Genomic DNA, 26,468 nt, shown 5'->3' with positions numbered 1-26,468 from the left:
AACCGCCATGCCGCATTTCACGATCGAATATTCCGCCAATCTCGATAAGCGCGTCGACATGGGCACGGTGGTGGAACTGGTCCGCAAGGCGGCAGTGGAAACCGGCATCTTCCCGCTCGGCGGCATCCGCGTCCGCGCGGTCAGATGCGAGCATTTTGCGATCGCCAACGGCAATCCGAATTTTGGGTTTCTCGATATGGTGCTGCGGCTCGGCGAAGGACGCGACCTCGCCACCCGCAAGAAGGCGGGCGAGCATATCTTCAAGACGCTGTCGGCCTATCTCGATCCGGTATTCGCGAGCAGCAAGTTCGCGCTGTCGTTCGACATGCAGATCAACGACAAGGAAACGAGCTGGAAACGCAACAACATCCACGATGTGCTGAAAGTCGAAGCGGCCCATGGATAAGATCCTTACTCAAGATCGTGGTTATGGATTTCGGAGCTGCGCCTTGCGGCGCAGCCCGGAATGACAGAGAAAACCGAGGAAACAATGCCCGTTCCGACACACGTGTTCGATCCGCCGTTCAACATCATCCGCTGTAGCCACGCGGTGCTCGACGTGACCAATCTCGAGACCAGCCGCGCGTTCTACGAGAAGACGGTCGGCCTGCACGTCGAGGATCAGGACGACAAGGCGGTCTACCTGCGCGGCAGCGAGGAGCATCAGCATCACTCGCTGGTGCTTCGCAAGGCGGTGGTGCCTGCCTGCAACCGGCTCGGCTTCAAGGTCGGCAATGACGGCGACCTCGACAAGGCGGCTTCCTTCTTCTCCGCCAACGGCATCGCCTATTCATTCACCGAGCAGCCGTTCCAGGGCCGCACGCTGCAATTCACCGACCCCTTCGGCTATCAGATCGAGCTGTACGCCACGATGGACAAGCGGCCGCACCTCTTGCGGCGCTACGATCTCTACAAGGGCTGTCATCCGCAGCGGCTGGATCATTTCAACGTGTTTGCGGCCGAAGTGCAGGACACGGTCGACTTCTACGCGCGGCTGGGGTTCCGCCTTACCGAATATGCCGAGGAGGACGGGCCGAACGGCCGCATCGCCGCGGCCTGGATGCATCGCAAGGGCAATGTCCACGACTTCGCCATCACCAACGGCAAGGGCCCTCGCCTGCACCACATCGCCTATTGGGTGCCGACCGCGATGAACATCCTGCATCTCTGCGACGTGATGGCTTCCAGCGGCTTTCTGAAGAATATCGAGCGCGGTCCGGGCCGCCATGGCATCTCGAACGCTTTCTTCCTCTATATCCGCGACCCCGATGGTCATCGGGTGGAACTCTACACCAGCGACTATTTCACCATGGACCACGACCACGAGCCGCTGCGCTGGTCGCTGCGCGATCCCCGGCGGCAGACGCTGTGGGGCGCGCCGGCGCCGAAGTCATGGTTCGAGGAAGGCTCGCCCTTCACCGGACAGAAGGTGCGCGAGCCGGCGTTTGTCGCGCAAGTGCTGGTAGCGGATTGAGGGCGTCATGACCTTGCATCGCCTTGCCACCTACTCCGTCAACGGCATCGTCAAATACGGCGCGGTGACCGACAAAGGTATCGTCGATCTCTCGGCGCGCTTCGAGTATCCAACGCTACGCGAAGTGATCGAGGCCGGCGCGCTGATGAAGCTCGCGGAGGAAGGCGAGAGACATTCGCCCGATCACGGGCTGGACGCCATCAACTGGCTGACGCCCATCCCCGCACCGGAAAAGATCATCTGCATCGGCGTGAACTATCCTGACCGCAATGCCGAGTACAAGGACGGTCAGGACGCGCCGAAATATCCCAGCATGTTCATGCGCACGCCGCGCTCCTTTGTCGGCCATAACACGCCGCTGGTGCGCCCCCGCGCCTCGCAGCAGCTCGACTACGAGGGCGAGCTCGTCATCATCATCGGCAAGGCCGGACGGCATATCAAGGAAGATGCCGCACTGGATCACATCGCCGCCGTCACGTTATGCAACGAGGGCACGCTGCGCGACTGGGTGCGTCATGCCAAATTCAACGTGACGCAAGGCAAGAATTTCGACTCGACCGGCAGCCTCGGCCCTTGGCTGGTGCCTTACACCGATCACGCGCAGATTGCGGATGTTCGCCTGACGACGCGGGTCAATGGCGAGACACGGCAGGACGACCGCACCGGCCGGCTGATTTTCGGCTTCCGCTATCTCCTCAGCTACATCTCGACCTTCACCACGCTGGTGCCCGGTGACGTGATCGTGACGGGCACGCCGACCGGCGCCGGTGCGCGGTTCGATCCGCCGCGCTATCTGAGGCCGGGCGATGTGATCGAGGTCGAGGCCGAGGGCGTCGGCATCCTGCGCAACGGCGTCGTCGACGAAGCGGCATGATGAGAAAACGGAACGTAGCATGAGACTGACTTCCGGCGGCGAAGCCATCGTCAACGGGCTGGTGGCGCATGGCGTCGACACCGTATTCGGGCTGCCCGGCGCGCAGATCTACGGCCTGTTCGACGCCTTTCATCAGGCGCAGCTCAAGGTGATCGGGGCGCGACACGAGCAAGCCTGCGGCTACATGGCGTTCGGCTACGCGCGCGCCAGCGGACGGCCCGGTGTGTTCAGCGTGGTGCCCGGCCCCGGCGTGCTGAACGCGAGTGCGGCGCTGCTCACCGCATTCGGCTGTAACGAGCCGGTGTTGTGTTTGACCGGACAGGTGCCGACCAATTTCCTCGGCAAAGGCCGCGGCCATCTGCATGAGATGCCGGATCAGCTCGCCACGTTGCGCACGTTCGTGAAATGGGCCGACCGCATCGAATATCCCGACGCCGCGCCGGCGCTTGTCGGCCGCGCCTTCCAGGAGATGGGGTCCGGCCGTCGCGGGCCGGCCTCGCTGGAAATGCCGTGGGACGTGTTTACGCAGCGCGCAGCGGTCGGCAAGGCGCAGGTCTATGATCGCTTCCCGGCGCCGCAGCCCGATCCCGATCGCATCAAGGCTGCTGCGGCGCTGATCGCCGCCAGCAAAGCGCCGATGATCTTCGTCGGCAGCGGCGCGATCGATGCCGGCGAGGAAATCCTGGAACTGGCCGAGATGATCGACGCGCCGGTGGTCGCATTCCGCAGCGGCCGCGGCATCGTCTCCAACGCGCATGAACTCGGGCTGACGATGGCGGCGGCGTACAGACTGTGGCCGACCACCGATCTGATGATCGGTATCGGCACACGCATGGAATTGCCGGCATCCGGATTCCGCTGGCCGTATCAGCCGCCTGGCCTGAAGTCGGTTCGCATCGATATCGACCCCGTCGAGATGCGCCGCCTCGTCTCCGATGCACAGATCGTCGCGGACGCCAAAGCGGGTACCGCTGAATTGGTCGCAGCCGTGCGAAAGGCCGGCTACAGCAAGACATCCGGCCGCCGGGCCGCGATCCGCGAGGCGACGGCCGCGGCGCAAGAAGAAATCCAGCGCATCCAGCCGCAGATGGCCTACCTGAAAATCCTGCGCGAGGTGCTGCCGGACAATGCGATCGTCACCGACGAGCTGTCGCAGGTCGGCTTTGCTTCATGGTACGGCTTTCCGGTCTACCAGCCGCGCACCTTTATCACGTCGGGCTATCAAGGCACGCTCGGCTCGGGCTTTCCGACCGCGCTCGGCGCCAAGGTCGCGCATCCGGACCGGCCGGTGGTCGCCATATCAGGCGACGGCGGCTTCATGTTCGGCGTGCAGGAGCTTTCGACGGCCGTGCAATTCCGCATCGGCGTGGTGACGCTGGTGTTCAACAACAACGCCTATGGCAATGTACGGCGCGATCAGCGCGAACGCTTTGACGGACGCGTGGTGGCTTCCGATCTGGTCAATCCGGATTTTGTGAAACTGGCGGAGTCCTTTGGCGCCGGCGCGGCGCGGGTCGCGTCGCCGGATCAATTCCGGCCGGCGCTGGAGAAGGCTTTGGCGGACGGCGGGCCGTACGTGATCGCGGTGGAAGTGCCGACGGATTCCGAAGTCAGCCCGTGGGCGTTCATTCACCCGCCGAAGCCTTGACCTAGCGCGCCCTGCGAAAGGTCAGGTTGATGCGCCGGCGGCCGAGCACGGCGTGTTCGCCGTCCGCGAGCGGGGCGACGCCGTGGAAGAACAGCCGCGACGGCCCGCCCCAGACGACGACGTCGCCATGCTCCATCCGGTAGCGTTTGGGCTTGTCGCTGCGCTTGGCTCCGCCAAACATGAACACGGCCGGCAGCCCGAGCGAGACCGAGACGATCGGCGCGGCGAAATCCTTTTCGTCCTTGTCCTGATGCAGCGACATCTTTGCGCCCGGCTCATAGCGGTTGATCAGGCAGGCATCGGGGGAATAGCCATGGAAGCCACCCTCCTCCGCCGCGCGCTGCGCCAGTTCGCGAAACGGCGCCGGCATCGCGGGCCAGGCCTTTCCGGATTCGGGATCGATGCCGTCATAGCGATAGCCGCTGCGATCGGTGACCCAGCCCAAATTACCGCAATTGGTCATCGCCACCGACATCTGATGGCCACCCGGCGTGAACATGCGGCGAAACGGCGCCTGCGCAACGATCTCGCGCAAGGCCGCGAGCAACGCGTCCTCGACGGGTTTTGCGAAACCGCGCAACAATATAGCGCCCTCCGCCATCATTTCGCACGAGGGTCCGATATCGGTGACGCCTTCGAACAAATCCGCGGTCAACGCAGCGTGCTGCCTATTTCGCATCGTGAAAGATTACACCGACGGTGTGCCGCTGTCCGGAACGCAGCCGGCTGACGCCATGGCGCAGATTAACGCGATAAAATCCCTTCGTCCCCTGCACCGGCCGGTGATGCACGGCGAAGGCCACCGCATCGCCCTGCTTGAGCGCAACCACCTCCGCCCGCGACTGCATGCGCGGCCGCTGCTCGGTCAGCACGAATTCCCCGCCGGTGAAATCGCGCTCCGGCTCCGACAGCAGGATCGCGACCTGGATCGGAAACACGTGCTCGCCATAGAGGTCCTGATGCAGGCAGTTGTAGTCGCCGGCCTCATATTGCAGCAGCAGCGGCGTCGGACGTGTTTGCCCCGCACCGTGGCAACGCTTCAGGAACGCCTCGTGCGAGGCCGGATAGCGGATGTCGATCCCCATCGTCTCGTTCCAGCGATTGGCGATGCCTTGAAGCTGTGCATACAGCGCCGGCCGCAGCTCCGCGATCAGGTCGGGCAACGGATAGGAAAAATACTTGTACTCGCCGCGGCCAAACCCGTGGCGGCCCATCACGATGCGGCTGCGGAAGTTGGCGTCGTCGGGATACATCGCCGCGAGCGCGCGGCATTGATCCGGCGACAGCATGCCCTTGAGCACGGCGCAGCCTTGTGCATCGAGATCGCTGGTCGCCTGCGCCCAGTCGATCGCGTCGACACGGGCGGCGATGTCGGAGGGTTGAGTTTTTCGAGCGGTTGCTTTCATGGGCGGCAATCTCGCAGACACTGCCGGTTCCCGCCACCCGATTTCCGGATACCCTCCGCGTCATTGCGAGCGAAGCGAAGCAATCCATGGCTCCGCAAGTGCAAAAGTGGATTGCTTCGCTTCGCTCGCAATGACGGCTGTTGCGGGCTGTTAGCCCCGCAGCGGCAGCACGATCACATCATAGGCGTGGGTGAGCTTGCGCTTCAGCACGGGATCCTCCAGTTCGTATTCGAACCGGCTGGCGGGGCGGATGCCGCCCTTGGCGGCAAACGTGCCGCCGAACATGGCGCAGCCGTCCGGCAGGCGCGAGGCGTCGAAGCCGCGCTCGATCAGGTCCTTTACCGGCAGCATCGCGTCCAGTGTGCCTTCCTGGTAGAGCACGCGTGCGCCGTCGATCCACGCCCAGGAGCGCAGCACCAGTTGGTCCCAATGGCCGATGACGTCTTCCAGCTCCCACAGCACCGGCGACATCGGTTTGTCGCACATCTGCTTGGAGACGGTGACGCTGTAGCTCTCGACCTTGCGGTCGGTGTGGTCGGAGCCGAGGCCGACGAAGGTGCGGCCCTGCCAGCCGATCAGCACGAACTCCACCTCACCGGAGGAATCGCCGCCGCAGACTTCGATGACGTCGGCCGTGGTGAGTCGCCGCGCCGAGCAGCGGTAATAGATCGGCGTGGTCGCCGGGCGCGCGATGCCGATGGCTTCGAGCTCGGCGATATGCTTGTCGCGCGCCACGGGATCGCGGCCGGTCCAGCCGGCGATGACGGCCTGGTCGATCGACATGGTGAGCGGCGTCGGCGCGCCGTTGTCCATCACGGTGAAAGTCAGGTCATACACGAATAGTGTCCTCCATGCCGGCGGCAAGCTCGAAGATGCGGCGATCGGCGCCGCCGGTCGCGGCCAGCATGAACCCGACTGGCACCTCGCCCTCGCGATGCGCGGGCAGCGAGATCGCGCAGCCGTCGATCATGTTGATCAGCGTACAGTTGCGCAAGCTGCGCAGGTTTTGCCGGGTAAACTCCTTGTCGTCGGCGAGATCGGCGATGCGCGGCGGCGTGTTGGCGGTGGTCGGCATCGCCAGCGCATCATAGGGCGCAAGCCGCAGCGCAATGCGCGCGATCAGCGAACGCCGCGCGTTGAGCAGGTCGATATAATCGGCAGCGGTGATGGCCTCGCCGCGCATGATGCGGGTCGCTACCCGGGGATCGTAGACGTCGCCCTTGCTGGTGATCAGGAAGCGATGCCAGGCAAAGCTTTCCGCCGCGGCAAAACCGCCCTTGGCGTTCATGACGCCGACATCGAGAAATTCCGGCACCTCGACGCGCTCGATCAGCGCGCCGGCCTTCGACAACGCCGAAAGCGTCCGCTCAAAGGTCTTTGCCACCGCGTCATCGAGATCGTCGAGCGCGACCGTGGTCGGCACCGCCAGCCGTATGCCCTTGATCGGACGCGGGCGCAGCGGCGCGACCGGCTCATCGGCGAGCACGGCATCGAGGATGGCGCAGCAGGCGGCCGAATTCGCCAGCGGGCCAAAACTGTCGAGCGAGGAGGACAGCGGCACGCCGCCGTCAAGCGGCACGCGGCGCTGCGTCGGCTTGTAGCCGACGATGCCGTTATAGGCCGCAGGAATCCGGCAGGAGCCGCCGGTGTCGGTGCCGAGCGCGCCATAGGCCATGCCGTCGGCGATCGATACGCCGGCACCCGACGACGAGCCGCCCGGCACGTGCCCTGCGCTGCGATTCCAGGCACCTTTCGGCGTGCCGTAATGCGGATTGATGCCGATGCCGGAATAAGCGAATTCGGTCATGTTGGTGCGGCCGATCACGACAAAGCCGGCCCGCCGCAACCGCGCTACCACCGGCGCATCGGCCTCTGCGGCTGCGGAATCGTCCAGCGCGCGCGAGCCGGCGCGCGTCACCTGCCCCTTGATGTCAAACAGATCCTTGATTGACACCGGGATGCCGGCAAAGGGCGATGGCGCCGCATTCGCCTTGCGCAAGGCATCCATTGCATCGGCAGCGCCGAGTGCTGTGTCCTTGTCGACGTGAATGAAGGCACGCTGGCCCTCGCCTGCGGGGTCGGCAATTTTGGCGAGGCATTCCTCGACCAGTTTTCTCGCGCTGGTACGGCCATCAGCGAGTTCGTCGGCCAAAGCGGCTAGCGTCTTGTTCGGCATATCTGTCCCGTTTTGTGGCTGGTCGCGCCTTGCAAAGGCGGCGCACCCTAGCGCGGCGGCGCGCTGGCATACAAGTCGCTCCGGCTCCCCGGGAATGCGGCTATGCGGCGGCCTTCGCGGCGTTGACGGCGAATGGTCGATAGCGCATCAAGACCGCAACAAGCACTGAACTTTCGGGGAGGATTTTCCGTATGGCGGAGCCCGCGCGCGCAAAACCGAAGCCGACGCCGGAAACCCAGCATTTTTGGGATGGCACGCAAGCCGGCGAATTGCGCCTCCAGCGCTGCGACGCCTGCGCCAATGTCTACTTTCCGCCGCGCCCGTTCTGCCCGTCCTGCGCCTCGCGCAAGGTCAGCGTGTTCAAGGCGAGCGGCAAAGGCAAGCTCTACAGCTACGTCATCAACCACCGTCCCGCCGCGCCCGGCTTCACCCCGCCCTACGCCATCGCGGTGGTCGAGCTGGATGAAGGCCCGCGCATGATGAGCAACATCATCGATTGCCCGCAGACGCCGGAGGCGCTCGAGCTCGACATGAAGCTGGAAGTCGCGTTCGAGAAGCTCGACGACAAGATCACCCTTCCCTTGTTCCGTCCGGCGAAGGGATAAGCACATGCGCAGAAACGCAGTTGCCGTCGTCGGTGCGGCAGAGACCACCGAGCTCGGCGTCATCCCGAATATGTCGCAGATCCAGCTGCACGCGGACGCGGCGCTGAATGCGATCGCAGATGCCGGATTAAAGCTTTCCGACATCGACGGCTTTGCCACGGCGGTCGAGACGCCGCAGCAGGTCGCGCATTATCTCGGCATCACGCCGACCTGGGTCGACGGCACCTCGGTCGGCGGCTGCTCCTTCATGTTGCATGTGCGCCACGCGGCGGCGGCGATCGAGGCCGGCCTGTGCAAGACGGTGCTGATCACGCATGCCGAAAGCGGAAAATCGATGATCGGCAAATTGCCGCGCTCGACGCCGCCGGACAGTCTCAACGGCCAGTTCGAAGCACCGTTCGGCGTCTACGGCCCGCCGAGCATGTTTCCGATTCCGGTGCTGCGCTTCATGAAGACCCACGGCATCACCCATGAACAGCTTGCCATGGTCGCGGTGGTACAGCGGGAATGGGCGGCAAAAAATCCGCGGGCGACGATGAAGGACCCAATCACGGTCGCCGACGTCCTCAACTCGCGCATGATCGCCTATCCGTTCCGCCTGCTGCAATGCTGCCTCGTCACCGACGGCGGCGGTGCGCTGATCCTGACCTCGGCTGACCGCGCAAAAGACTTTCCGAAGAAGCCGGTTTATATCCTCGGCACCGGCGAGAGCGTGGAAACGCCGATGGTCAGCCAGATGAAGACCTTTGATTCCTCGCGTGCCTTCAAGGTCGCGGGCCCCCTCGCCTTCAAGGAAGCCGGCATTACCCACAAGGACGTCGATCATCTCATGATCTACGACGCCTTTGCGCATCTGCCGCTGTACGGCCTCGGCGATCTCGGCTTCATGCCGTATGAGGAGACCGGCAAGTTCATCGCCGACGGCAACACGCGCCCCGGCGGAAAACTGCCGCTCAACACCAATGGCGGCGGTCTGTCCTATATGCACTCCGGCATGTACGGCATGTATGCGCTCCAGGAGAGCGTGCGCCAGATGCGCGGCATCGCGCCGGCGCAGGTGAAGGATGCGAAGATTTCGGTGTGCCACGGCGTCGGCGGCATGTTCGCGGCGAGCGGCACGATCATCTTTACGAACGAGAAGTAACTGGCTGGAGCGTAACACAATGCGTCATTGCCGGGCTTGACCCGGCAATCCATCCTCTTCTGAAGAGAGATGGATGCGCGGGTCAAGCCCGCGCATGACGAGTTGAAGTTCGCGGCGGCTGCAAATGACAGGATAGAGAGCAATGGCCAAATCACTTCAGGACAAAGTCATCATCGTCACCGGCGCGGGCCGCGGCATTGGCCGCGAGATCGCGCTGCTCTGCGCTGCCGAGGGCGCAAAAGTCGTGGTCAACGATCCCGGCGGCGCGGCCGACGGCGCCGGCTCGAGCGCGGCGCCCGCCGAGGAAGTGTGTGAGGAAATCAAGAAGCGCGGCGGCACGGCGGTACCGAATTTCGAGTCGGTGGCGGAAGCCATTCCCGCCAGCAAGATCGTCAAGACGGCGACCGATCACTTCGGCCGGCTCGACGGCGTCGTCAACAATGCCGGCATTTTGCGCGACATGATTTTTCACAAGATGAGCGTGGAAGCGTTCGAGGCCGTCATCAAGGTTCACCTGATGGGCTCGTTCTATGTCAGCCACGCGGCAGCGCGGCTGTTCCGCGAGCAGGAGAGCGGCTCCTTCGTGCACTTCACCTCGACCTCTGGCCTGATCGGCAATTTCGGCCAGGCCAACTATGCCGCCGCAAAACTCGGCATCGTCGGCCTGTCGAAGTCCATTGCGCTCGACATGGGCCGCTTCAACGTCCGCTCCAACTGTGTCTCGCCGTTCGCCTGGACCCGCATGATCGGCACCATCCCGACCGAGACCGAGGCCGAGAAGGCGCGCGTGGAGAAAATCAAGCAGATGGGGCCGGAGAAGATCGCGCCGCTCTGCGGCTATCTGCTCGGCGACGCCGCCAAGGATGTGACCGGGCAAATCTTCGGCGTGCGCATGAACGAGATTTTCCTGTTCGGCCAGAACCGCCCGATCCGCTCGGTGCAGCGCAGCGAAGGCTGGACGCCGCAGAGCATCGCCGAGCACGGCATGCCGGCGCTGAAGGGATCGTTCTACAAGCTCGACCGTTCCGCCGACATTTTTACCTGGGATCCGGTCTAAGCACAGAGTGTAAGCGTAAGGTGGGCGCCGGGCACGCGCCCACCTTTTTATCTGCGTGCAACGCAGCGCGCTCCGCTCGCTCACCTGTCGTGACGTGCGCCATCTCAGGTTGTTCGTCGCAACTTGCCCGCTTTATGCCGGAATGCGGGCACACGATTATCCTCCCTACAAAAAAATCACGGGAGGAAATCATGACAACCCCACTGACCTTTCCCGATCCTAAACAGGAAGGCGGCGGCTTCAACCGCCGCAAGATGCTGACGGGCGCAGCCGCGATCGCCGCTTCGGCCGTGACGATGAAGACGGCTTCTGCCGCGAGCGTTGCGCCATTGGGCCAAACGGGTGCGCCTACCCTTCAGACCCCTTTGCCGCTGGGCCCGCTTCCGGGGGCGCGATATCCAGATGCACGGCTCGAGTCGATGAAGAAGCCCAAGGTCTCGTTCGGGCCGACCGGTTTTCCGGCCTTCGCCGGCACCATGGCGGTCGAGCGCGTCGCAACGGGCTTCCGCTGGGCCGAGGGTCCGGTCTACTTCCCGGCAGGGCGCTATGTGCTGTTCTCCGACATCCCCAACAACCGCATCATGCGCTTTTCGGAGGATGACGGTCACCTCAGCGTCTATCGCCAGCCGTCGATGAACTCGAACGGCAACACCATCGATCGCGAGGGGCGCCTCATCACCTGCGAACATTCCGGCCGGCGGGTCACCCGGACCGAGCTCGACGGCTCGATCACCATCATCGCCGACAAGTACAACGGCAAGAAGCTCAACGCGCCGAACGATGCGGTCGTCGCTGCCGACGGTGCGATCTGGTTCTGCGATCCGATCTACGGTATCGGCGGCTATTACGAGGGCATCAAGGCCGAGCCCGAGCAGGAAAAGCACAACGTCTACCGGGTCGATCCGAAATCCGGCGACATCAAGATGGTCGTCGACGACTTCGTGGAGCCGAACGGGCTCTGCTTCTCGCCCGACGAGAAGAAGCTTTATGTTTGCGACACCGGCTTCACGGACGGACCGGACAACCCGTCGCATATTCGCGTGTTCGACGTGGACCATGCGGCCGGCAAACTTTCGAACAGCAAGGTCTTTGCGGATATGCCCAAGCCCAGCATCACTGACGGCTTGCGCTGCGACACCGCCGGGCGTCTGTGGTGTTCGGTAGGCTGGGGCGATCCGAATGAGGACGGCGTGCGTTGCTACACGCCTGACGGCGACCTGCTGGGCAAGATTCACATCCCGGAAACGGTCGCCAATCTGTGCTTCGGCGGTCAGCAGCGCAACAGATTGTATATCTGCGGCTCGTCATCGCTCTATGCTGTCTATACCAGTGCGCAGGGCGCCCTGAAGCCGTGAGCGGCTTCTGGCGTCGTCAGTGACCTAACCTCTGCTGTCGTCCCGGCCTAGTGCGCAATTGAGCACGGGAGCCGGGATCCATAACCACCGCTGCCAATTGTTCGCAAAGGCAACTGCTACATCGCCCAACCGATGGGCCGCGGCGTATGGGTCCCGGCGTTCGCCGGGACGACAGTTACCCGCTGTTCCTGAGCCCCGCCGATATCCCGTTGATCGTGATCTGAATGCCGCGCAGCACCTGCTCATCGGGATTCTGCGCGCGGTGTTCCTTCAACAACTCCACCTGCACGTGGTTGAGCGGGTCGAGATAGGGAAAACGGTTGCGGATCGAGCGTTCGAGCAGCGGGTTGCCCTGTAGCAGCCGGTCCTGCCCCATGATCTTCAGCAATAGATCGATGCAGTCGTGATATTCGCGCCGGATCCGGCTGAAGATTTTTTCGCGCAGACTCACGTCCGGCACCAGCTCGGCATAGCGCGAAGCGATCGCGATCGAGCTTTTCGCCAGCACCATATCCATGTTCGACAGCAACATGCGGAAGAACGGCCATTCGCGATAGAGTTCCTGCAGGAACGCCATACCCTTGTCGGGATGTTTTGCAATCCACGCCTCGACCGCGCTGGCAAAGCCGTACCAGCCCGGTAGCATCAGGCGGCATTGCGCCCAGGAAAACACCCAGGGGATGGCGCGAAGGTCCTCGATCTCGCGGGTCTTCTTGCGCGAGGCCGGGCGGCTGCCGATGTTGAGGGTGGCGATCTCGTTGATGACGGTGGAAGCCCAGAAATACTCGGCAAAACCTTCGGTCTCGTACACCAGCCCGCGATAGGCCTTGAAGGCCAGCGCCGACAATTCCTCCATGGCTTCGAGATATTCGGCGCGCGGCGCGCTGTGCTTCGGCTGCAAGAGGCTCGCTTCCAGCGTCGCGGCGGCCAGGATTTCCAGATTGCTGCGGCCGACCTCGGCGTTGGAATATTTGCTGGAGATGATCTCGCCCTGCTCGGTGATGCGGATCTGGCCGTTCACGGCGCCGCCGGGCTGCGCAATGATCGCGTCATAGCTCGGCCCGCCGCCGCGGCCAACCGAACCGCCGCGGCCGTGGAACAGCCGCAGCCGCACATGGTGGCGCTCGAACACTTCGACGAGGCCGATCTCGGCCTTGTAGAGCTCCCAGCCCGAGGTGACGAAACCGCCGTCCTTGTTGCTGTCGGAATAGCCCAGCATCACCTCCTGGAGCGCGCCGCGGCTGTCGACCAGTTTCCGGTAATCATGCAGCGACAGCATGCGGTCCATGATGCCGCTGGAGGCCTGCAAATCCTCGATGGTTTCGAACAGCGGCACGATATTGATCGCGCAGCGGCCGGAGGGATGGATCAGGCCCGCCTCCTTGAGGAGCAGCGCCACCTCCAGCATGTCGGACATGCCCTTGCACATCGAGATGATGCATTGGGGGATTGCCGCGGAGCCGTAATTGGCGTGAGCTTCAGCGGCGGCATGGAATAGCGCGAGCTCGCCGACTGTTTCCTCGCTGTACTTGACGAACAAGGACGTCAGCGGCCGCGCATTGCTCAGCTCCTTCGTGAGCAGCGCCACCCGCTGCTCCTCGTTCAGCGCGAGATAGGACATGCCTGGCATAGCGGCGTCGATCAATTCGGCGACCGTCCGTTCATGCACTGCCGAGTTCTGGCGGACATCGAGGCTTGCCAGATAAAAGCCGAAGCAATCCACGGCGCGACGCAGCAGCCGTAGCCGTCCGCGCGCGATCACGGCGGAATTGTTCGAGACCAGTGACCGATGAATAATGTCGAGGTCGGCCTTGAATTCGGCCGTGCCGGAGTAAGGCGCTGCCTGGCCGACCGCGGCCCTTGTGGTTTCCACGCCCAGCCGCGCCGCGGTCGCGGTAAGGCGCGCAAAGATGCCGGAAACGGCCAGACGGTACGGCTCGCCGCTCCGGTGGGGCGACTTGTCCGGAGACCGCTCGGCGAGCAAACGCAAATCCTTGGAGATGTCGGCCAGATGCGCTGCCATCGACAGCTCGGAACCAAGGATGTGCAATTCCTCCAGATAGAAGCGCAGCACCTTGCTCGACTGCAGTTTCAGCGTGCCACGCATGACGTCAGCCGTCACGAACGGGTTGCCGTCGCGGTCGCCGCCAATCCAGCTTCCCATTTTCAGGAACGAAGCCAGTTCGCCGCGCGCGGCACCATCGCCTTCGTTGAGCCGATCCTCCAGCGCGCAGTGCATGCGCGGCACCTCGTGCAGGAAAGTGTAATCGTAGAAAGAGAGACCGTTGGCGACCTCGTCCAGCACGGTGAGCTTGGTCCGGCGCAAGAGGTTGGTCTTCCACAGCGTCAGCACCGCGCGGCGCAACTGCTCGTCGCCCGCTTCAGCCTCCTCCGGGGTGAGCTGGACCCGCTCGCGCCGGTCGAGAAGTTCGGCGATCTCCATCTCGCGGTCAATCGTGCTCTTGCGGCGAACTTCGGTCGGATGCGCGGTCAACACCGGGCTGACCTGCGCCGTCTCGAAAAAGCGGCGCAAGTCAGCGGCGGAGATACCGGCCGTCCGCGCATGGGCCAGCGTCTGGGTCAAGAGGCTCGGCCGCGGCGCCCCACCTGGCCCGCGCGCACGCATCTGACGGATGTTGTTCTGGTCCTCGGCGATGTTGGCGAGGTGCGAGAAATAGCTGAAGGCACGCACGATCCGCACCGTCTGGCTGATCGACATGCTGTCGAGGATCAGCTCCAGCTCGCGCCGGGCGGGCTTGTCCTCATCGCGATGGAACCGGATCGAGGTCTGCCGGATGCGTTCGACCAGGTCGAACACGTCGGCGCCCTCCTGGTCGCGCACGGTATCGCCCAGGATGCGCCCCAGCAGCCGGATTTCCTCCCGCAGCCGGGCATCCGCCTGCACGTCCTCGGGGCGATCGATGCGGATTTCGGTCTCGGAAGGCATGGTCTGAAGAGACATCGGCCCGCTACTCCAGAAGCTTGCCCGGCAGCTTTGGAGTGTGCAAGTTTTTTGCCGCAGTGCAAGATGAAGTTGGAGGCGACCTCATCCTGAGGAGCGGCCCCTTGGCCGCGTCTCGAAGGATGGGCCACGGGCCACATGGTCCGAGAGGCGCGAAGCCGCGCTCCTCACCATGAGGGTCTCACGTTTCTCGCGAAGTTCAAATCCTCCGCCCCGCCTGTTCCCAATAGGGATCGCGCAGGCGGCGCTTGAAGATCTTTCCGGAATCCTCCCGCGGCAGATTGGACTGGATTTCAACGTGCTTCGGCACCTTGTAGTCGGCCAGCGACGTCTTCAGCCGCTTGCGGATATCGGCGATGTCGAGCATCACGCCTGCTTGCGGCTCCACCACCGCCATCAACGCCTCGCCGAATTCGGAATCGGGAATGCCGAACACCGCGCAATCGTGTACGCCGGGCACCGCGTGCAGCGCCGCCTCGATCTCGGCAGGATAAATGTTGACGCCGCCCGAGATCACCATGTCGCGCTTGCGGTCGCAGATGAAGACATAGCCGTCCTCGTCGATATAGCCGACGTCGCCGGAGGTGATGAATCCTTCGCGGTCGATCTCGGTGCGCTTTTCCGGCTTGTTGTGGTAGGTGAAATCCGGATTGCCTGCGATGCGCGAATAGATCTCGCCGATCTCGCCCGGGGGCAGTTCGCACCCGTCCTCGTCGATGAAGCGCAGCTCCGCGCCCGGCGAAATCTTGCCGACCGTGCCCGGCTTCTTCAGCGCATCTTCCGATGTTGCAAACGTCACCGCCCCCGACTCGGTCGAGCCGTAGAATTCGTAGATCACCGGTCCCCACCAGTCGATCATGGCGCGCTTGACGTCGGCCGGGCACGGCGCCGCCGCATGGATGATGTGGCGCAGCGAGGACATGTCGTATTTCTTGCGCACCCCCTCCGGGAGCTTCATCAGGCGGATGAACATGGTCGGCACCATGAAGATGGTGTCAATCTTCTCGCTCTCGATCAGGTGCAAAAATTCTTCGGCGTCGAAGCGCGGCATCAGCACCAGCACGCCGCCGAGGCGCCCCGCACGCAGGCCGAAGGAGTTCGGCGCGGAGTGATAGAGCGGGCCCGGCAGGATGGTGCGCGCGCCGGGTTTCAAGCCATAGATCATGCCGCGCATGCGTTCGGCATTCGCGGTCTGCTCCGGCGTTGGCGCGTTGCGGCGCACGCCCTTGGGATGGCCCGTGGTGCCCGAGGTGTAGATCATGTTCTGCGGCTGCGGCACCGCCGGACCGTCATAGCGCGGGAACGGCACGAACCAGGATTCGAAACTGGCCGCGAAATCCGGCGTCGCAAGGTGATCCGGGTCGATCTTGTAATTCGCCAAAATTTCCGGCGGCGTGGGCACGCTCAGCACCGTGACGCCTTGCGGGATCGCGCTACGCAATTGATGCAGCATGTCGGCATGCGCGATCAGCACGCGCGTGCCGGTGTCCTTGAGGATGTAGTTGATTTCTTCGGGCTTGAAGTGCCAGTTGATCGGCACGCCATACGCGCCGAGCCGCATCGCGGCATAGGCCGCCTCGATGAAGGCGATATCGTTGCGCATCAGCATGCAGACGCTGTCGCCCTGCTTCACGCCGAGCGATTGCAAGCCCGAGGCGATGCGGTCGGCACGCTCGGCGACCTCGTCGTGGCTGCGCCGGCGATTGCCGCTGATGATGCCGTGGTAGGGAGAGGACATTTGCCGCTTTCCGATTCTGTCGTCGGCTTCATAAGACCCTCATGGTGAGGAGCGCGCACTTGCGCGCGTCTCGAACCATGCAGGCCCGATTGTGGCCTTCATCCTTCGAGACGCGGCCAAGAGGCCGCTCCTCAGGATGAGGATTAGCCAGCCTCCGCAAAGACCGGCGCACGCTTTTCCAGATTGGCTCGCACGGCTTCGGTCTGGTTGGGACTGCCGATCAGCTTTTGCTGCTCGACCGACTCCGCCAGCAATGCCGGACCGGGATCGACGGAGAGATTGTTCAGCATCCGCTTGGCCGCGCGGATCGCGTGCGGGCTCTTGCCGGCGATCTCGCGCGCCATTTCCATTGCCGCCGCACGCGGATCGTCGACGATGCGGGTGGCGAGGCCGTAGCTGAGCGCTTCCTGAGCAGAGAAAATACGGGCGGTATAAGTCAGCTCGCGCAGGATATCGTCGCGCACGAGGCTGGCGAGGATCGGCGTGCCGGCCATGTCAGGCACCAGACCCCACTTCAACTCCATGATCGACATGCGGGCATCCGGCGCCATCAGACGGATGTCGGCGCCGAGCGCGAGCTGGAAACCGCCGCCGAAGGCGACGCCCTGGATCGCGGCGATGACAGGCACCGGCAATTGCCGCCAGCCCCACACCGCCTGCTGCGGAAAATTGGCCAGGCCGTGGGTGCGCTTGGTGAGATCACGGCTTTCCCCGCCCGGCACCCCGTTACCGCCCTTTTCCTTCATGGCGGCGAAACGGCTGGTGTCGAGGCCCGCGCAGAAGGCGCGCCCCTCGCCGGACAATACTACCACCCGCACGGCTTTTTCCTGCGAAAGCCGCCCGGTTGCGGCGACCAGCGCCTCGAACATCGCCTGATCCAGCGCATTCATCTTGTCCGCGCGCACCAGCCGGACGTCGGCGATACCGTCCGCGATCGATATCGAGACGCGATCTTCCATGAGCAAATCTCCTCACCTGATTTTCTTGTGGCGGCTTTACAGAAAGGCCGTCATTCGGTTTTAGTCAATCGACCAATTAACAACAATTCTCCTGGGTGGAAACGATGTTCAACGATCAGCTTCTCGCCGGGCGGCGCATCCTTGTGACCGGAGGCGGAACCGGCCTTGGCAAGGCGATGGCCGCCAAATTCCTGGAGCTCGGCGCCGAGGTGCATATCTGCGGCCGCCGCAAGATCGTGTGCGACGAAACCGCCACCGAGTTGATGGACCTGTACGGGGGGCGCGTGGTGAGCCACGGCGTCGATATCCGCAACGCGCTTGCCGTCGACGAGATGATCGAGCAGATCTGGACCGGCGGTCCCCTCACCGACCTCATCAACAATGCGGCGGGCAATTTCGTCTCCCGTACGCAGGACCTTTCACCGCGCGGCTTCGATGCGGTGGCGAATATCGTCATGCACGGCACATTCTATGTGACGCATGCGGTGGGCCGGCGCTGGATCGCGGGCAAGCACCCCGGCAACGTCGTCTCGATCACCGTGACCTGGGTGCGCAACGGCAGCCCCTTCGTGGTGCCGTCGGCGATGAGCAAGTCGGCGATCCATGCCATGACGATGTCGCTGGCGGCGGAATGGGGACGTTACGGCATCCGCCTCAACACCATTGCGCCCGGCGAAATCCCGACCGAGGGCATGAGCAAGCGCCTCAATCCCAATGACCAGCCGGGCGCGCGGACCATCGCGCGCAATCCGATGGGCCGGGTCGGCAAGATGGAGGAACTGCAAAACCTCGCCGTGTTCCTGATCTCCGGCGGCTGCGACTGGATCAGCGGCGAGACCATCGCGATGGACGGCGCCCAGGCACTCGCCACCGGCGGCAATTTCTACGAATTGCGCGAATGGTCCGATGCCGACTGGCAGCAGGCGCGTGACAACATTGCCAAGCAGAACGAGAAGGACCGCGCGGCAAGGGGGTGACCCTTCGCCGTCATTGCGAGCGAAGCGAAGCAATCCAGCTTCCTTCGCTGCTGCGAGTAAACTGGATTGCTTCGTCGCTTCGCTCCTCGCAATGACGGTGGAGCCGGATTCCAACAAATAAAACAATCACGGGAGAAACATGTCCGCCACGGGAGTACCGGCAAACCTCGCCGACATGGTGCGTGCTCAAGCGAAAAATCGCGGCAATGCGCTGGCCTATGAATTCGAAGGACGCCAGACCACCTTTGCCGAGTTCGACATCAAGACCAACCGCGTCGCCAATGCGCTGATCGCGCTTGGTCTCAGGAAAGGCGACCGCATCGCCTATCTCGGCAAGAACAGCGACATCTATTTCGAGCTGCTGATGGGCGCCATGAAGGCCGGCGTCGTGATGGCGCCGGTGAACTGGCGGCTCGCAGGGCCGGAGGTTGCCTTCATCGTCGAGGATTGCAAGGCGCCGGTGCTGTTTGTCGGCCCCGAGTTCATCACGCAGGTCAAGAACATCAAGTCCGTGCTGCCCAGCGTGAACCACATCATCACCACCGAAGGCGGCGAACCGGAATGGCAGGATTTTACGGCCTGGCGCGACGCGGCAAGCGGCGACGATCCCAAGGTGACGATCGAGCCCAGGGATGTAGCAATCCAGCTCTATACATCAGGCACTACGGGCAAGCCCAAGGGCGCGATGCTCTCGCACGCCAACTTCCTGAATCTCGTGCAGACCGGCAACCCGGACGAGAAGCCGGAGTGGAACAAATGGTCGACCGATGACGTCTCGCTGGTGGCGATGCCCATCTTCCACATCGGCGGCTCCGGCTGGGGCGTGATGGGGCTCTATCACGGCGCCAAGGGCGTGATCGCGCGCGAGTTCGATCCGACCAGGGTGCTGGATTTCTTCGAGCAGTCCGGCATCACAAAGCTGTTCATGGTGCCGGCGGCGATGCAGTTCGTGGTGCGCCAGCCCCGCGCGCGGCAGGTCGACTTCTCGCGGCTGAAATACATGCTGTACGGCGCCTCGCCGATTCCGGCGGCGCTGCTGAAGGAATGCATCGAAGTTTTCAAATGCGGTTTTGTCCAGATGTACGGCATGACCGAGACGACAGGCACCATCGTCGCGCTGCCGCCCGAAGACCACATCGAAGGCCTCGACCGCATGCGCTCGGCCGGAAAGGCCCTGCCCGGCATCGAGCTTGCGATCATCGATGCCAACGGCAATCCCTTACCCGTCGGTGAAGTCGGCGAGATCGCTACCCGCTCCGGCTCCAACATGGTCGGCTACTGGAATCTGCCGGAAGCGACGGCGAAGACGCTTCAGTCGGACGGCTGGCTGCGCACCGGCGATGCCGGCTACATGGACAAGGACGGCTATCTCTACATCCACGACCGCATCAAGGACATGATCATCTCCGGCGGCGAGAACATCTATCCCGCCGAAGTCGAGAGTGCGCTGTGCGATCACCCCGATGTGGCGGAAGCCGCCGTGATCGGCATCCCCGACGACAAATGGGGCGAAGCGGTGAAGGCGATCGTGGTGATGAAGCCCGGCAAGAGCGCTGATGCCACCGACATCATCAACTTCACCCGGACCCGCATCGCCGGCTACAAGACGCCAAAGTCGGTGGATTTCATGGAGGCGTTGCCGAGGAATCCGTCAGGGAAGATCCTGCGGCGGAATCTGCGCGATCCGTATTGGGCTGGGAAGGATCGGCAGGTGAACTAGCCCCCTGTCGTCCCGGCTAAGCGAAGCGCGAGCCGGGACCCATAACCACAGGCACAGTTTGACGAAGGCTGGAGCAATACCGCCTTCAACAACGACGTCCGGTAGCTATGGGTCCCTGCGTTCGCAGGGACGACGTGGGGAGAGAGTTACTTCTTCACCCGCTCGCGCGCCGCGCGGAAGCGCGCCCGGGATTCATCGGACCACACCTCGGCCGGATTGTAGAACTCGGCATAGACCTTCGCATCCGGCGGCAGTGTCACCCAGGGCTGCTTGGTGGAGGTGAAGATGTGGGCGTCCGGCGGACACTGGCTCGGATCATCCATCGTGCCGACGCGCACGAAGCGCATCGCGGGCCCCGAGCCCGGATAATTGCTCCAGATCGCAACCTTGCAGATCGGGCAACGCGCAATGCGCTGGCCCTTGCCGCTGGCCGACGGCGTATCGACGATCTCCGGCTCGGCTTTGAGATGCTCGACATGATCGAACTCGTACACCGCGTTGAGCGCGTGTACCGATCCCGTCTCGCGCTGGCACCAAGTGCAATGGCAGGCATTCACGACCAGCGGCCTGCCGGTCAGACGATAGCGAATATTTCCGCAGGCACATCCACCTTCCATGCCGCCCTCGCTCCCTTCTTATTTGAGCATGATCCCTATCCGAAAACCGGTGCCCACTTTGCGCGAACGCGGCCCTTCGGGTCGGGGATCATGCTCAGTATTTCCCCGCTCCCATATAGCCGAACAGAAAACCCGCCACCTTGCGCTTCTGGATTTCCTCGCTGCCTTCGGTGATGCGGTAGCGGCGGTGATGGCGGTAGATGTGCTCGAACGGCTTGTGGCGCGAATAGCCCATGCCGCCATGCACCTGCATGGCGCGGTCGGCGGCCTCGCAGCACAGCCGGTTTGCCCAGAAGTTGCACATCGAGACGCGGTCGGACAGCGTGTGCTCGACTTGCGCCTGCGTCAACTGGTCCATCTCCCAGGCGGTCTTGCGGATCAGGAGCCGCAGCATCTCGGCCTGCGTTGCCAGCTCCACCAGCGGCCACTGGATCGCCTGGTTCTCCGCCAGCGCCTTGCCGAACGGCTTTCGCTCGCGCGCATATTTGACGCTCTCGTTGATGCAATAGACCGCGGCGCCCAGCGAGCTCGCCGCCTGACGGATGCGGTTCTCGTGCACAAAGCACTGCGCCAGCGACAGCCCGCGGCCGACCTCGCCGAACAGCGCGTCCTCCGGCACGAACACATCCGTAAAGCTGACGCGCGGATGGTCGGTCGGCATGTTGAAGGTCCACATGTATTCCTCGACCTTCACGCCCTCGCTCTTGGCCGGCACCAGAAGGCAAGTGATACCCCGGGCGTCGCCGTCATTGCCCGAGGTGCGGGCAAACAGCGCGCAATGCGTGGCGACGTGCATGCCCGTAGTCCACATCTTCTGGCCGTTGATCAGCCAGCCCTTGACGTTGTCGCGGGTGGCTGGAACAGCCCGGGTCTCCATATGGGTTGCATCCGAGCCGTGATCGGGTTCGGTGAGGCCAAACGTGATGCGATATTTTCCGGTGATGGAGCCGTCGATCATCGCCTTCTGTTCGTCGCTGCCGTAGCGATCGAGCATGGTGACGATGGGGAGATTGCCGACGATGGAATGTTCGTTCTGAAGGTCGTTGTGCAGGCCGAGTCCCTTGGAGGCAAAATGCTCGCGGATCACGGCCATCCAGAGGTTGGAGCCGGCCTTGCCGCCATAGCGCTTGGGGATCGCAAAGCGCAAATGGCCCGCCGCATCCGCCAGATTCTTCGCCTTGCGCAGCAGCGCTTCCCATTCATGCCGCGGCAGGCCGCCGTTTTCGAAATCGGTGCGGGCCCATTCGCGGCGATGATCGAAGAAGCGGATGTTGTCGTCGGCCTCCTCCAGCGGCTTGATCTCGCGCTCGATGAAGCGGTCGAGTTCGGCCAGATACGCAACGAGGTCGGCAGGCAGGTTGAAATCCAAGGCGGCTCTCCCGGAGATTTTTGGTTCTTGTCGCTTGCGTTTAGACGCTACGCAGCGCCATCGCTCGAAAGCGATTTAGCGGAGCACACCCTACCCCCGTCAAGCAAGGGAGTGGGCCTCAGATGGTCCTTGGCACGCGCGGGCGCATTGCGTAATTGGATGGGATCAATCGGCAAGGCGTATTCCTCGCCGCAGAAAAACGACGGGAGCGAACATGGATCTGAAGTTCTCAAAGGTGACGCGCAAGGGCCCGATCACGATCGTCACCCTGTCCCGCCCCGAAGTATACAATGCGCTGCATATCGACGCGCATTTCGAGCTCAACAAGGTGTTTGACGATTTCTCCGCCGATCCCGAGCAATGGGTCGCGATCGTCACCGGCGCCGGCGACAAGGCCTTTTGCGCCGGCAACGATCTGAAATGGCAGGCCGCCGGAGGAAAACGCGGCTGGGACAAGGGCGGCTTTGGCGGCCTCACTTCGCGCTTCGACTGCGACAAGCCGATCATCGCCGCCGTCAACGGCGTCGCCATGGGCGGCGGTTTTGAGATCGCGCTGGCCTGCGATCTCATCATCGCTTCTGACAATGCCACCTTCGCCCTGCCAGAGCCGCGCGTCGGCCTCGCCGCGCTTGCCGGCGGCGTGCATCGCCTGCCGCGCCAGATCGGCCTCAAGCGCGCCATGGGCATGATCCTGACCGCGCGCCATGTCAGCGCCAAGGAAGGCCTGGAGCTCGGCTTCGTCAACGAGGTGGTGCCGCAAGGCGAAGCGCTCGCCGCCGCCGAACGCTGGGCCGAGACCATCGCCAGGAACTCGCCGATGTCGATCCGCGCCTCCAAGCAGGCGATCCAGAAGGGCATGGAAGTGTCGCTGGAGCAGGCGATATCGGAGCAGCGCGAATATCCGGCCGTGAAGGCAATGGCGGCGTCGCAGGACTATATCGAAGGCCCGAAGGCATTTGCGGAGAAGCGCCCGCCGAAATGGCTGGGGCGATAAGCCCCGCTCTCTCCTCCGTCATTCCGGGGCGCGCCGCTTGGCGCGAGCCCGAAATCCATACGCCGTGACGCTCATTGTCTTGCAATGATGGCCAACGGCCTTCTTTAAGACAACCCCGGCCTGTGGCTATGGATTCCGGGCTCTCGCTTCGCTCGCCCCGGAATGACGAGCGCGGGTGAAGCATCTACTTCGTTCCCAACTCCCGCTTGTACGACGCATAGTTCGGCTGATCGACCGCGAGCTTGTCCATCGTGGTCTGCCACAAATGGTCCTTCAGCCCGGGCGTGCTCAGATCGACCTCGCCTTTCGCGATCTTTTCAGACAACGCGCGGTTCAATTCCATCACCGAACCATCCATTCCAAGCAGTTGCTTGAGCCGCGCAGCTTCCGCGGCATCACCCGGTCCTTCCAGCGCCAACTGACGCGTCACCAGATCCAGCGCATTGATGCCGACGCGCAGCTTGAACCCGTTGTGACCCTTGATCGCAGGCGCTATCTCGGTGCGCAGAAATTCCGCGACCGCCTTGATCAATTCCGTCGGTGTCGGTTCGTCCTGCACACTACCCTCCTATCTTCCTGGGCATGATCCTGTCCGAAAACCGGTTTCCACTTTTCGGGATCATGCCCGCGGCGCGAGTAGCCTGAGCAAATCGATCTCCGTCTCGGACGATCGCCGCCCGATCATGGCGCGCTCCATCGAATGATCCGGCCCCTTGCGGAAGCGTTGCATCATGCCGCAGCACATCACGCCCCAGCGCAGCGTGCCCATCACTTCCCAGAACTTGACGCGCCCCGGATCGACCTTGCGACCGGTTTCCTCGTAACCGGCGAACAGATCCTCACGCGCGCCGAACCCGCCGACCGGCTTGTCGATCTCGCCGAAGCGCCAGGAATTGACGCAGATCCAGCCCAGATCTTCCATGGGGTCGCCGTAGTGCGCCAGCTCCCAGTCCAGTACCGCGCGCACGCCGTCCGGCCCGATGATCAGGTTGCCGTGGCGGAAATCGCCGTGCACCAGCGTGATCTCACGCGACGGGCCCGGATCGTGATCGGCCAGCCAGCGTAGCGCCAGTTCGAACACCGGGCGCGGCCAGTCGAAGCTGCGGTATTCGCATTCGAGGTCGCCGATCTCCCGGGTCGACGTCACCGTCCGCAAGGTCGGCAGCTTCGATTGCGGCAAAGCGTGAATGCCGGCCGCAACCTTTCCGAGTTGCCGCGCCAGCATCGGCCGCACCTTGGCGAATTCCTCGTCGCGCAGAATCTTGCGCGCGATGGTTTCGCCCTCGATCCGCCGCATGATGAAGCCATTGCCGAGGTCCTCCTCGGCCTTCAGCACATGCATCACTTCGGGCGACGGCAGTCCGGCATCATAGGCCAGCTGCATCAGCACGGCCTCGGCATCGAGCCCGGCAGCACGGCCGGGCGACGCGCCATAGCCAGGCGGCGCGCGGCGCAGGATTGCGCCGATGTTACCGCCCGGATGCAGAATGTCGAACGTCCAGGTCTCCTGGCTGGCGCCGCCGGACAGTTTGGCGGCGCCGGCAACGCCGGTCGCCCCCGGAACAAACGAGGCGACGCAGCGTGCGAGTTCGGCCTCGATCATCGGCCCGAGAATTTTGCCGGCCGCTTTTCCAGGAAGGCGGTGACGCCTTCGCGGAAATCTTCCGCCGCGCCGGCGACGCGCTGCGATTCATATTCGAGATTGAGCTGTTCCTCGAACGAGTTCTCCGGGCTGTCCCAATAGAGCTTGCGGATCAGCGACAGCGCGATGGTCGGACCGTTGGCAAGCTCATGCGCCAGCTTCATCGCCTCGTCCATCAGCACCGCATCGTCATAGACGCGGTTGACGAGACCCCATTCCAGCGCCTTCTCCGCCGGCAGGCGCTCGCCGAGCAGCGACAATTCCACCGAGCGCGCCTTGCCGATCAGCCGCGGCAACAGCCAGGTCGAACCGCAATCGGGCACCAGGCCGATGCGGCGGAACGCCTGCAGGAAATAGGAGGAGCGCGCGCACAGGATCAGATCGCCCATCAGCGCAAAGCTCATCCCGGCGCCGGCGGCGGGGCCGTTGACCGCCGTCACCAACGGGCAATGCAGCCGGCGGAGGCGGCGCAGGAACGGATGAAAGCCGACCTCCAGCGAGGCGCCGGCATTGCTCTTGCCCGGCTTCTGCTGGTTGCGCCCCTGCAGATTGGCGCCGGTGCAGAAGGCGCGGCCTGCCCCGGTCAGCACCACGCAGCGCACCTCAGCCTTCTTCTCGTCGATCGCATCGAGTGCGTCGGCAAGGCCGCCCAGCATGTCCATGGAGACCGCGTTCATGACCTCCTGATGGTCGAGCCTGAGAACCGCGACCGGTCCGTCGAAATCGAGCGTGACGTGCTTGAACTGCATTTGTTTCCTCGTAGCGATGGGAGCCCGGCTTTCCAGGCCATATTTGATTTTTGGGTCGGCCTTGTCCATGGTTGCGCCCGAACAGCGGCCTTCTTCGGACGCACATCTAAAGTGCGCCAAACCAAATGGAAACACCCAAATGAGCATCTTCGACCTCACCGGCCGCACGGCCGTCATCACCGGCGGCAATGGCGGTATCGGGCTCGGCATCGCGCAGGCACTTGCGTCCAGTGGCTGCAATGTCTCGATCTGGGGCCGCAACGCCGACAAGAACAAGGCTGCGGCCGCCACCATGTCGGCCGGGCCCGGCAAGGTTCACACCCTCGTCTCCGACGTCACCGATTCAGCGTCGGTCAAGGATGCGATGAAGGCCACGCTCGATACGTTCGGCCGCGTCGATGGCTGCTTCGCCAATGCCGGCATCGGCGGTGGCGGCCGGCGTTCCTTCATCGACCGCACCGAGGAGGAATGGCGAAAGATGTTCGCGACCAATCTCGACGGCGTCTTCCACGTGTTCCAGGCGGCCGCCCGCCACATGACCGAGCGCGCCGAGGCCGGCGACAAATTCGGCCGGCTGGTGGCGACGTCGAGCCTTGCCTCGCTGTTCGGCACCGCGCGCAACGAGCATTATGCCGGCACCAAGGCGGCGTTGAACGCGCTGTGCCGCGCGCTCGCGGTCGAGCTTGCGCGTCACGGTGTCACCGCCAATGCCATCCTGCCCGGCTGGATCAAGAGCGACATGACCGCAGGCATCATGGCCAACGACAAATTCGTGGCCAACGTGATGCCGCGCATTCCCGTGCGCCGTTTCGGCGAGCCCTCGGATTTCGGCGGCATCGCCGTATACATCATGAGCAAGGCATCGTCCTATCACACCGCGGACTGCTTCGTGATCGACGGCGGGTATACGGCGTTCTAACGCCTTCGTCATTGCGAGCGAAGCGAAGCAATCCAGCTTTGCTGCAACAAGAAAGCTGGATTGCTTCGTCGCTTCGCTCCTCG

24 protein-coding genes are annotated in these 26,468 nt (G+C 63.6%); 12 read left to right on the top strand and 12 right to left on the bottom strand.

The window, feature by feature from the left end; genetic code table 11:
• Positions 1 to 7 precede the first annotated feature (7 nt).
• The 4 genes from JQ628_RS33335 (at position 8) to JQ628_RS33320 (ending at position 3,996) form a co-directional block, all read left to right on the top strand.
• Positions 8 to 406 carry a 5-carboxymethyl-2-hydroxymuconate Delta-isomerase gene (locus JQ628_RS33335; RefSeq protein WP_212230588.1) on the top strand — a complete coding sequence of 133 codons (399 nt, stop codon included), beginning with the start codon at positions 8 to 10 and terminating at the stop codon, positions 404 to 406.
• A gap of 84 nt (positions 407 to 490) precedes the next feature.
• The gene (gene hpaD / locus JQ628_RS33330; RefSeq protein WP_212230587.1) at positions 491 to 1,474 is read left to right on the top strand and encodes a 3,4-dihydroxyphenylacetate 2,3-dioxygenase; all 984 of its coding nucleotides are present in this window, start codon (positions 491 to 493) and stop codon (positions 1,472 to 1,474) included.
• Positions 1,475 to 1,481: 7 nt separating this feature from the next.
• Complete coding sequence (locus JQ628_RS33325; protein ID WP_212230586.1) at positions 1,482 to 2,348, top strand: fumarylacetoacetate hydrolase family protein; 867 nt, start codon at positions 1,482 to 1,484, stop codon at positions 2,346 to 2,348.
• A 19-nt stretch (positions 2,349 to 2,367) separates the two neighbouring features.
• Entirely contained in the window at positions 2,368 to 3,996 is a 1,629-nt protein-coding gene (locus JQ628_RS33320) for a thiamine pyrophosphate-dependent enzyme (RefSeq protein WP_212230585.1), read from the top strand.
• A 1-nt stretch (position 3,997) separates the two neighbouring features.
• Here JQ628_RS33320 and alkB read toward each other — a convergent pair whose 3' ends face one another.
• The 4 genes from alkB to JQ628_RS33300 all read right to left on the bottom strand — a co-directional run bounded on the left by alkB (position 3,998) and on the right by JQ628_RS33300 (position 7,578).
• Positions 3,998 to 4,651 carry a DNA oxidative demethylase AlkB gene (gene alkB / locus JQ628_RS33315; protein ID WP_212230583.1) on the bottom strand — a complete coding sequence of 218 codons (654 nt, stop codon included), beginning with the start codon at positions 4,649 to 4,651 and terminating at the stop codon, positions 3,998 to 4,000.
• Between the two features lie 13 nt (positions 4,652 to 4,664).
• A complete protein-coding gene (locus tag JQ628_RS33310; protein WP_212230581.1) occupies positions 4,665 to 5,402 on the bottom strand; it encodes a 2OG-Fe(II) oxygenase in 738 nt (245 codons plus the stop codon).
• A gap of 150 nt (positions 5,403 to 5,552) precedes the next feature.
• The gene (locus JQ628_RS33305; protein WP_212230579.1) at positions 5,553 to 6,239 is read right to left on the bottom strand and encodes a DUF2848 domain-containing protein; all 687 of its coding nucleotides are present in this window, start codon (positions 6,237 to 6,239) and stop codon (positions 5,553 to 5,555) included.
• Positions 6,232 to 7,578: an amidase gene (locus JQ628_RS33300; protein WP_212230577.1), complete on the bottom strand. Its 1,347-nt coding sequence runs from the start codon at positions 7,576 to 7,578 to the stop codon at positions 6,232 to 6,234. Before JQ628_RS33300 ends, JQ628_RS33305 begins: the two co-directional genes overlap by 8 nt.
• Positions 7,579 to 7,769: 191 nt before the next feature.
• Here JQ628_RS33300 and JQ628_RS33295 point away from each other — a divergent pair, with 191 nt between their 5' ends.
• From JQ628_RS33295 to JQ628_RS33280, 4 genes are all read left to right on the top strand, one after another.
• Positions 7,770 to 8,183 carry a Zn-ribbon domain-containing OB-fold protein gene (locus JQ628_RS33295; RefSeq protein WP_057863339.1) on the top strand — a complete coding sequence of 138 codons (414 nt, stop codon included), beginning with the start codon at positions 7,770 to 7,772 and terminating at the stop codon, positions 8,181 to 8,183.
• 4 nt (positions 8,184 to 8,187) lie between these two features.
• The gene (locus tag JQ628_RS33290) at positions 8,188 to 9,327 is read left to right on the top strand and encodes a thiolase C-terminal domain-containing protein (protein ID WP_212230569.1); all 1,140 of its coding nucleotides are present in this window, start codon (positions 8,188 to 8,190) and stop codon (positions 9,325 to 9,327) included.
• A gap of 142 nt (positions 9,328 to 9,469) precedes the next feature.
• Positions 9,470 to 10,384, top strand: a complete 915-nt coding sequence (locus tag JQ628_RS33285; protein ID WP_212230567.1) for an SDR family NAD(P)-dependent oxidoreductase — start codon at positions 9,470 to 9,472, stop codon at positions 10,382 to 10,384.
• A gap of 419 nt (positions 10,385 to 10,803) precedes the next feature.
• On the top strand, positions 10,804 to 11,739 hold the full coding sequence (locus JQ628_RS33280; RefSeq protein WP_212230608.1) for an SMP-30/gluconolactonase/LRE family protein: 936 nt from the start codon (positions 10,804 to 10,806) through the stop codon (positions 11,737 to 11,739).
• 175 nt (positions 11,740 to 11,914) lie between these two features.
• Here JQ628_RS33280 and ppc read toward each other — a convergent pair whose 3' ends face one another.
• The 3 genes from ppc to JQ628_RS33265 all read right to left on the bottom strand — a co-directional run bounded on the left by ppc (position 11,915) and on the right by JQ628_RS33265 (position 17,398).
• A complete protein-coding gene (ppc, locus tag JQ628_RS33275; protein WP_433996185.1) occupies positions 11,915 to 14,686 on the bottom strand; it encodes a phosphoenolpyruvate carboxylase in 2,772 nt (923 codons plus the stop codon).
• A 214-nt stretch (positions 14,687 to 14,900) separates the two neighbouring features.
• The gene (locus JQ628_RS33270; protein WP_212230563.1) at positions 14,901 to 16,439 is read right to left on the bottom strand and encodes an acyl-CoA synthetase; all 1,539 of its coding nucleotides are present in this window, start codon (positions 16,437 to 16,439) and stop codon (positions 14,901 to 14,903) included.
• A 143-nt stretch (positions 16,440 to 16,582) separates the two neighbouring features.
• Positions 16,583 to 17,398 carry a crotonase/enoyl-CoA hydratase family protein gene (locus JQ628_RS33265; protein WP_212230555.1) on the bottom strand — a complete coding sequence of 272 codons (816 nt, stop codon included), beginning with the start codon at positions 17,396 to 17,398 and terminating at the stop codon, positions 16,583 to 16,585.
• A 104-nt stretch (positions 17,399 to 17,502) separates the two neighbouring features.
• Between JQ628_RS33265 and JQ628_RS33260 the strand changes: the two genes are divergently transcribed.
• Complete coding sequence (locus tag JQ628_RS33260) at positions 17,503 to 18,375, top strand: SDR family oxidoreductase (protein WP_212230553.1); 873 nt, start codon at positions 17,503 to 17,505, stop codon at positions 18,373 to 18,375.
• Between the two features lie 139 nt (positions 18,376 to 18,514).
• Positions 18,515 to 20,095 (top strand): fatty acid--CoA ligase, encoded by a 1,581-nt coding sequence (locus JQ628_RS33255; protein WP_212230551.1) that lies wholly within the window; start codon positions 18,515 to 18,517, stop codon positions 20,093 to 20,095.
• Positions 20,096 to 20,241: 146 nt separating this feature from the next.
• Here the strand turns inward: JQ628_RS33255 and JQ628_RS33250 are convergent, their stop codons facing one another.
• Positions 20,242 to 20,712, bottom strand: a complete 471-nt coding sequence (locus JQ628_RS33250) for a GFA family protein (RefSeq protein ID WP_212230549.1) — start codon at positions 20,710 to 20,712, stop codon at positions 20,242 to 20,244.
• A 94-nt stretch (positions 20,713 to 20,806) separates the two neighbouring features.
• Positions 20,807 to 22,081: an acyl-CoA dehydrogenase family protein gene (locus JQ628_RS33245; RefSeq protein WP_212230547.1), complete on the bottom strand. Its 1,275-nt coding sequence runs from the start codon at positions 22,079 to 22,081 to the stop codon at positions 20,807 to 20,809.
• Between the two features lie 214 nt (positions 22,082 to 22,295).
• Between JQ628_RS33245 and JQ628_RS33240 the strand changes: the two genes are divergently transcribed.
• On the top strand, positions 22,296 to 23,075 hold the full coding sequence (locus JQ628_RS33240; RefSeq protein WP_212230545.1) for an enoyl-CoA hydratase-related protein: 780 nt from the start codon (positions 22,296 to 22,298) through the stop codon (positions 23,073 to 23,075).
• Between the two features lie 184 nt (positions 23,076 to 23,259).
• On the opposite strand, the gene JQ628_RS33235 is transcribed toward JQ628_RS33240, so the two are convergent.
• From JQ628_RS33235 to JQ628_RS33225, 3 genes are read right to left on the bottom strand one after another with little or no spacing between them, the layout of a single operon-like run.
• Complete coding sequence (locus tag JQ628_RS33235; RefSeq protein ID WP_212230543.1) at positions 23,260 to 23,634, bottom strand: DUF6285 domain-containing protein; 375 nt, start codon at positions 23,632 to 23,634, stop codon at positions 23,260 to 23,262.
• A 60-nt stretch (positions 23,635 to 23,694) separates the two neighbouring features.
• Entirely contained in the window at positions 23,695 to 24,678 is a 984-nt protein-coding gene (locus JQ628_RS33230; RefSeq protein WP_212230541.1) for a phosphotransferase family protein, read from the bottom strand.
• Positions 24,675 to 25,466, bottom strand: coding sequence for an enoyl-CoA hydratase/isomerase (locus JQ628_RS33225; protein WP_212230539.1), 792 nt, complete (start codon positions 25,464 to 25,466; stop codon positions 24,675 to 24,677). Before JQ628_RS33225 ends, JQ628_RS33230 begins: the two co-directional genes overlap by 4 nt.
• Positions 25,467 to 25,605: 139 nt before the next feature.
• Between JQ628_RS33225 and JQ628_RS33220 the strand changes: the two genes are divergently transcribed.
• On the top strand, positions 25,606 to 26,385 hold the full coding sequence (locus JQ628_RS33220) for an SDR family NAD(P)-dependent oxidoreductase (RefSeq protein ID WP_212230537.1): 780 nt from the start codon (positions 25,606 to 25,608) through the stop codon (positions 26,383 to 26,385).
• The last annotated feature ends 83 nt before the right edge of the window (positions 26,386 to 26,468 follow it).

Origin of the sequence: Bradyrhizobium lablabi (assembly GCF_018129385.1) — a bacterium.
Lineage (GTDB): Bacteria > Pseudomonadota > Alphaproteobacteria > Rhizobiales > Xanthobacteraceae > Bradyrhizobium > Bradyrhizobium lablabi_C.
Note: the sequence above shows the minus strand (reverse complement) of the source record. Positions and strands in the feature narration are given on the sequence as shown.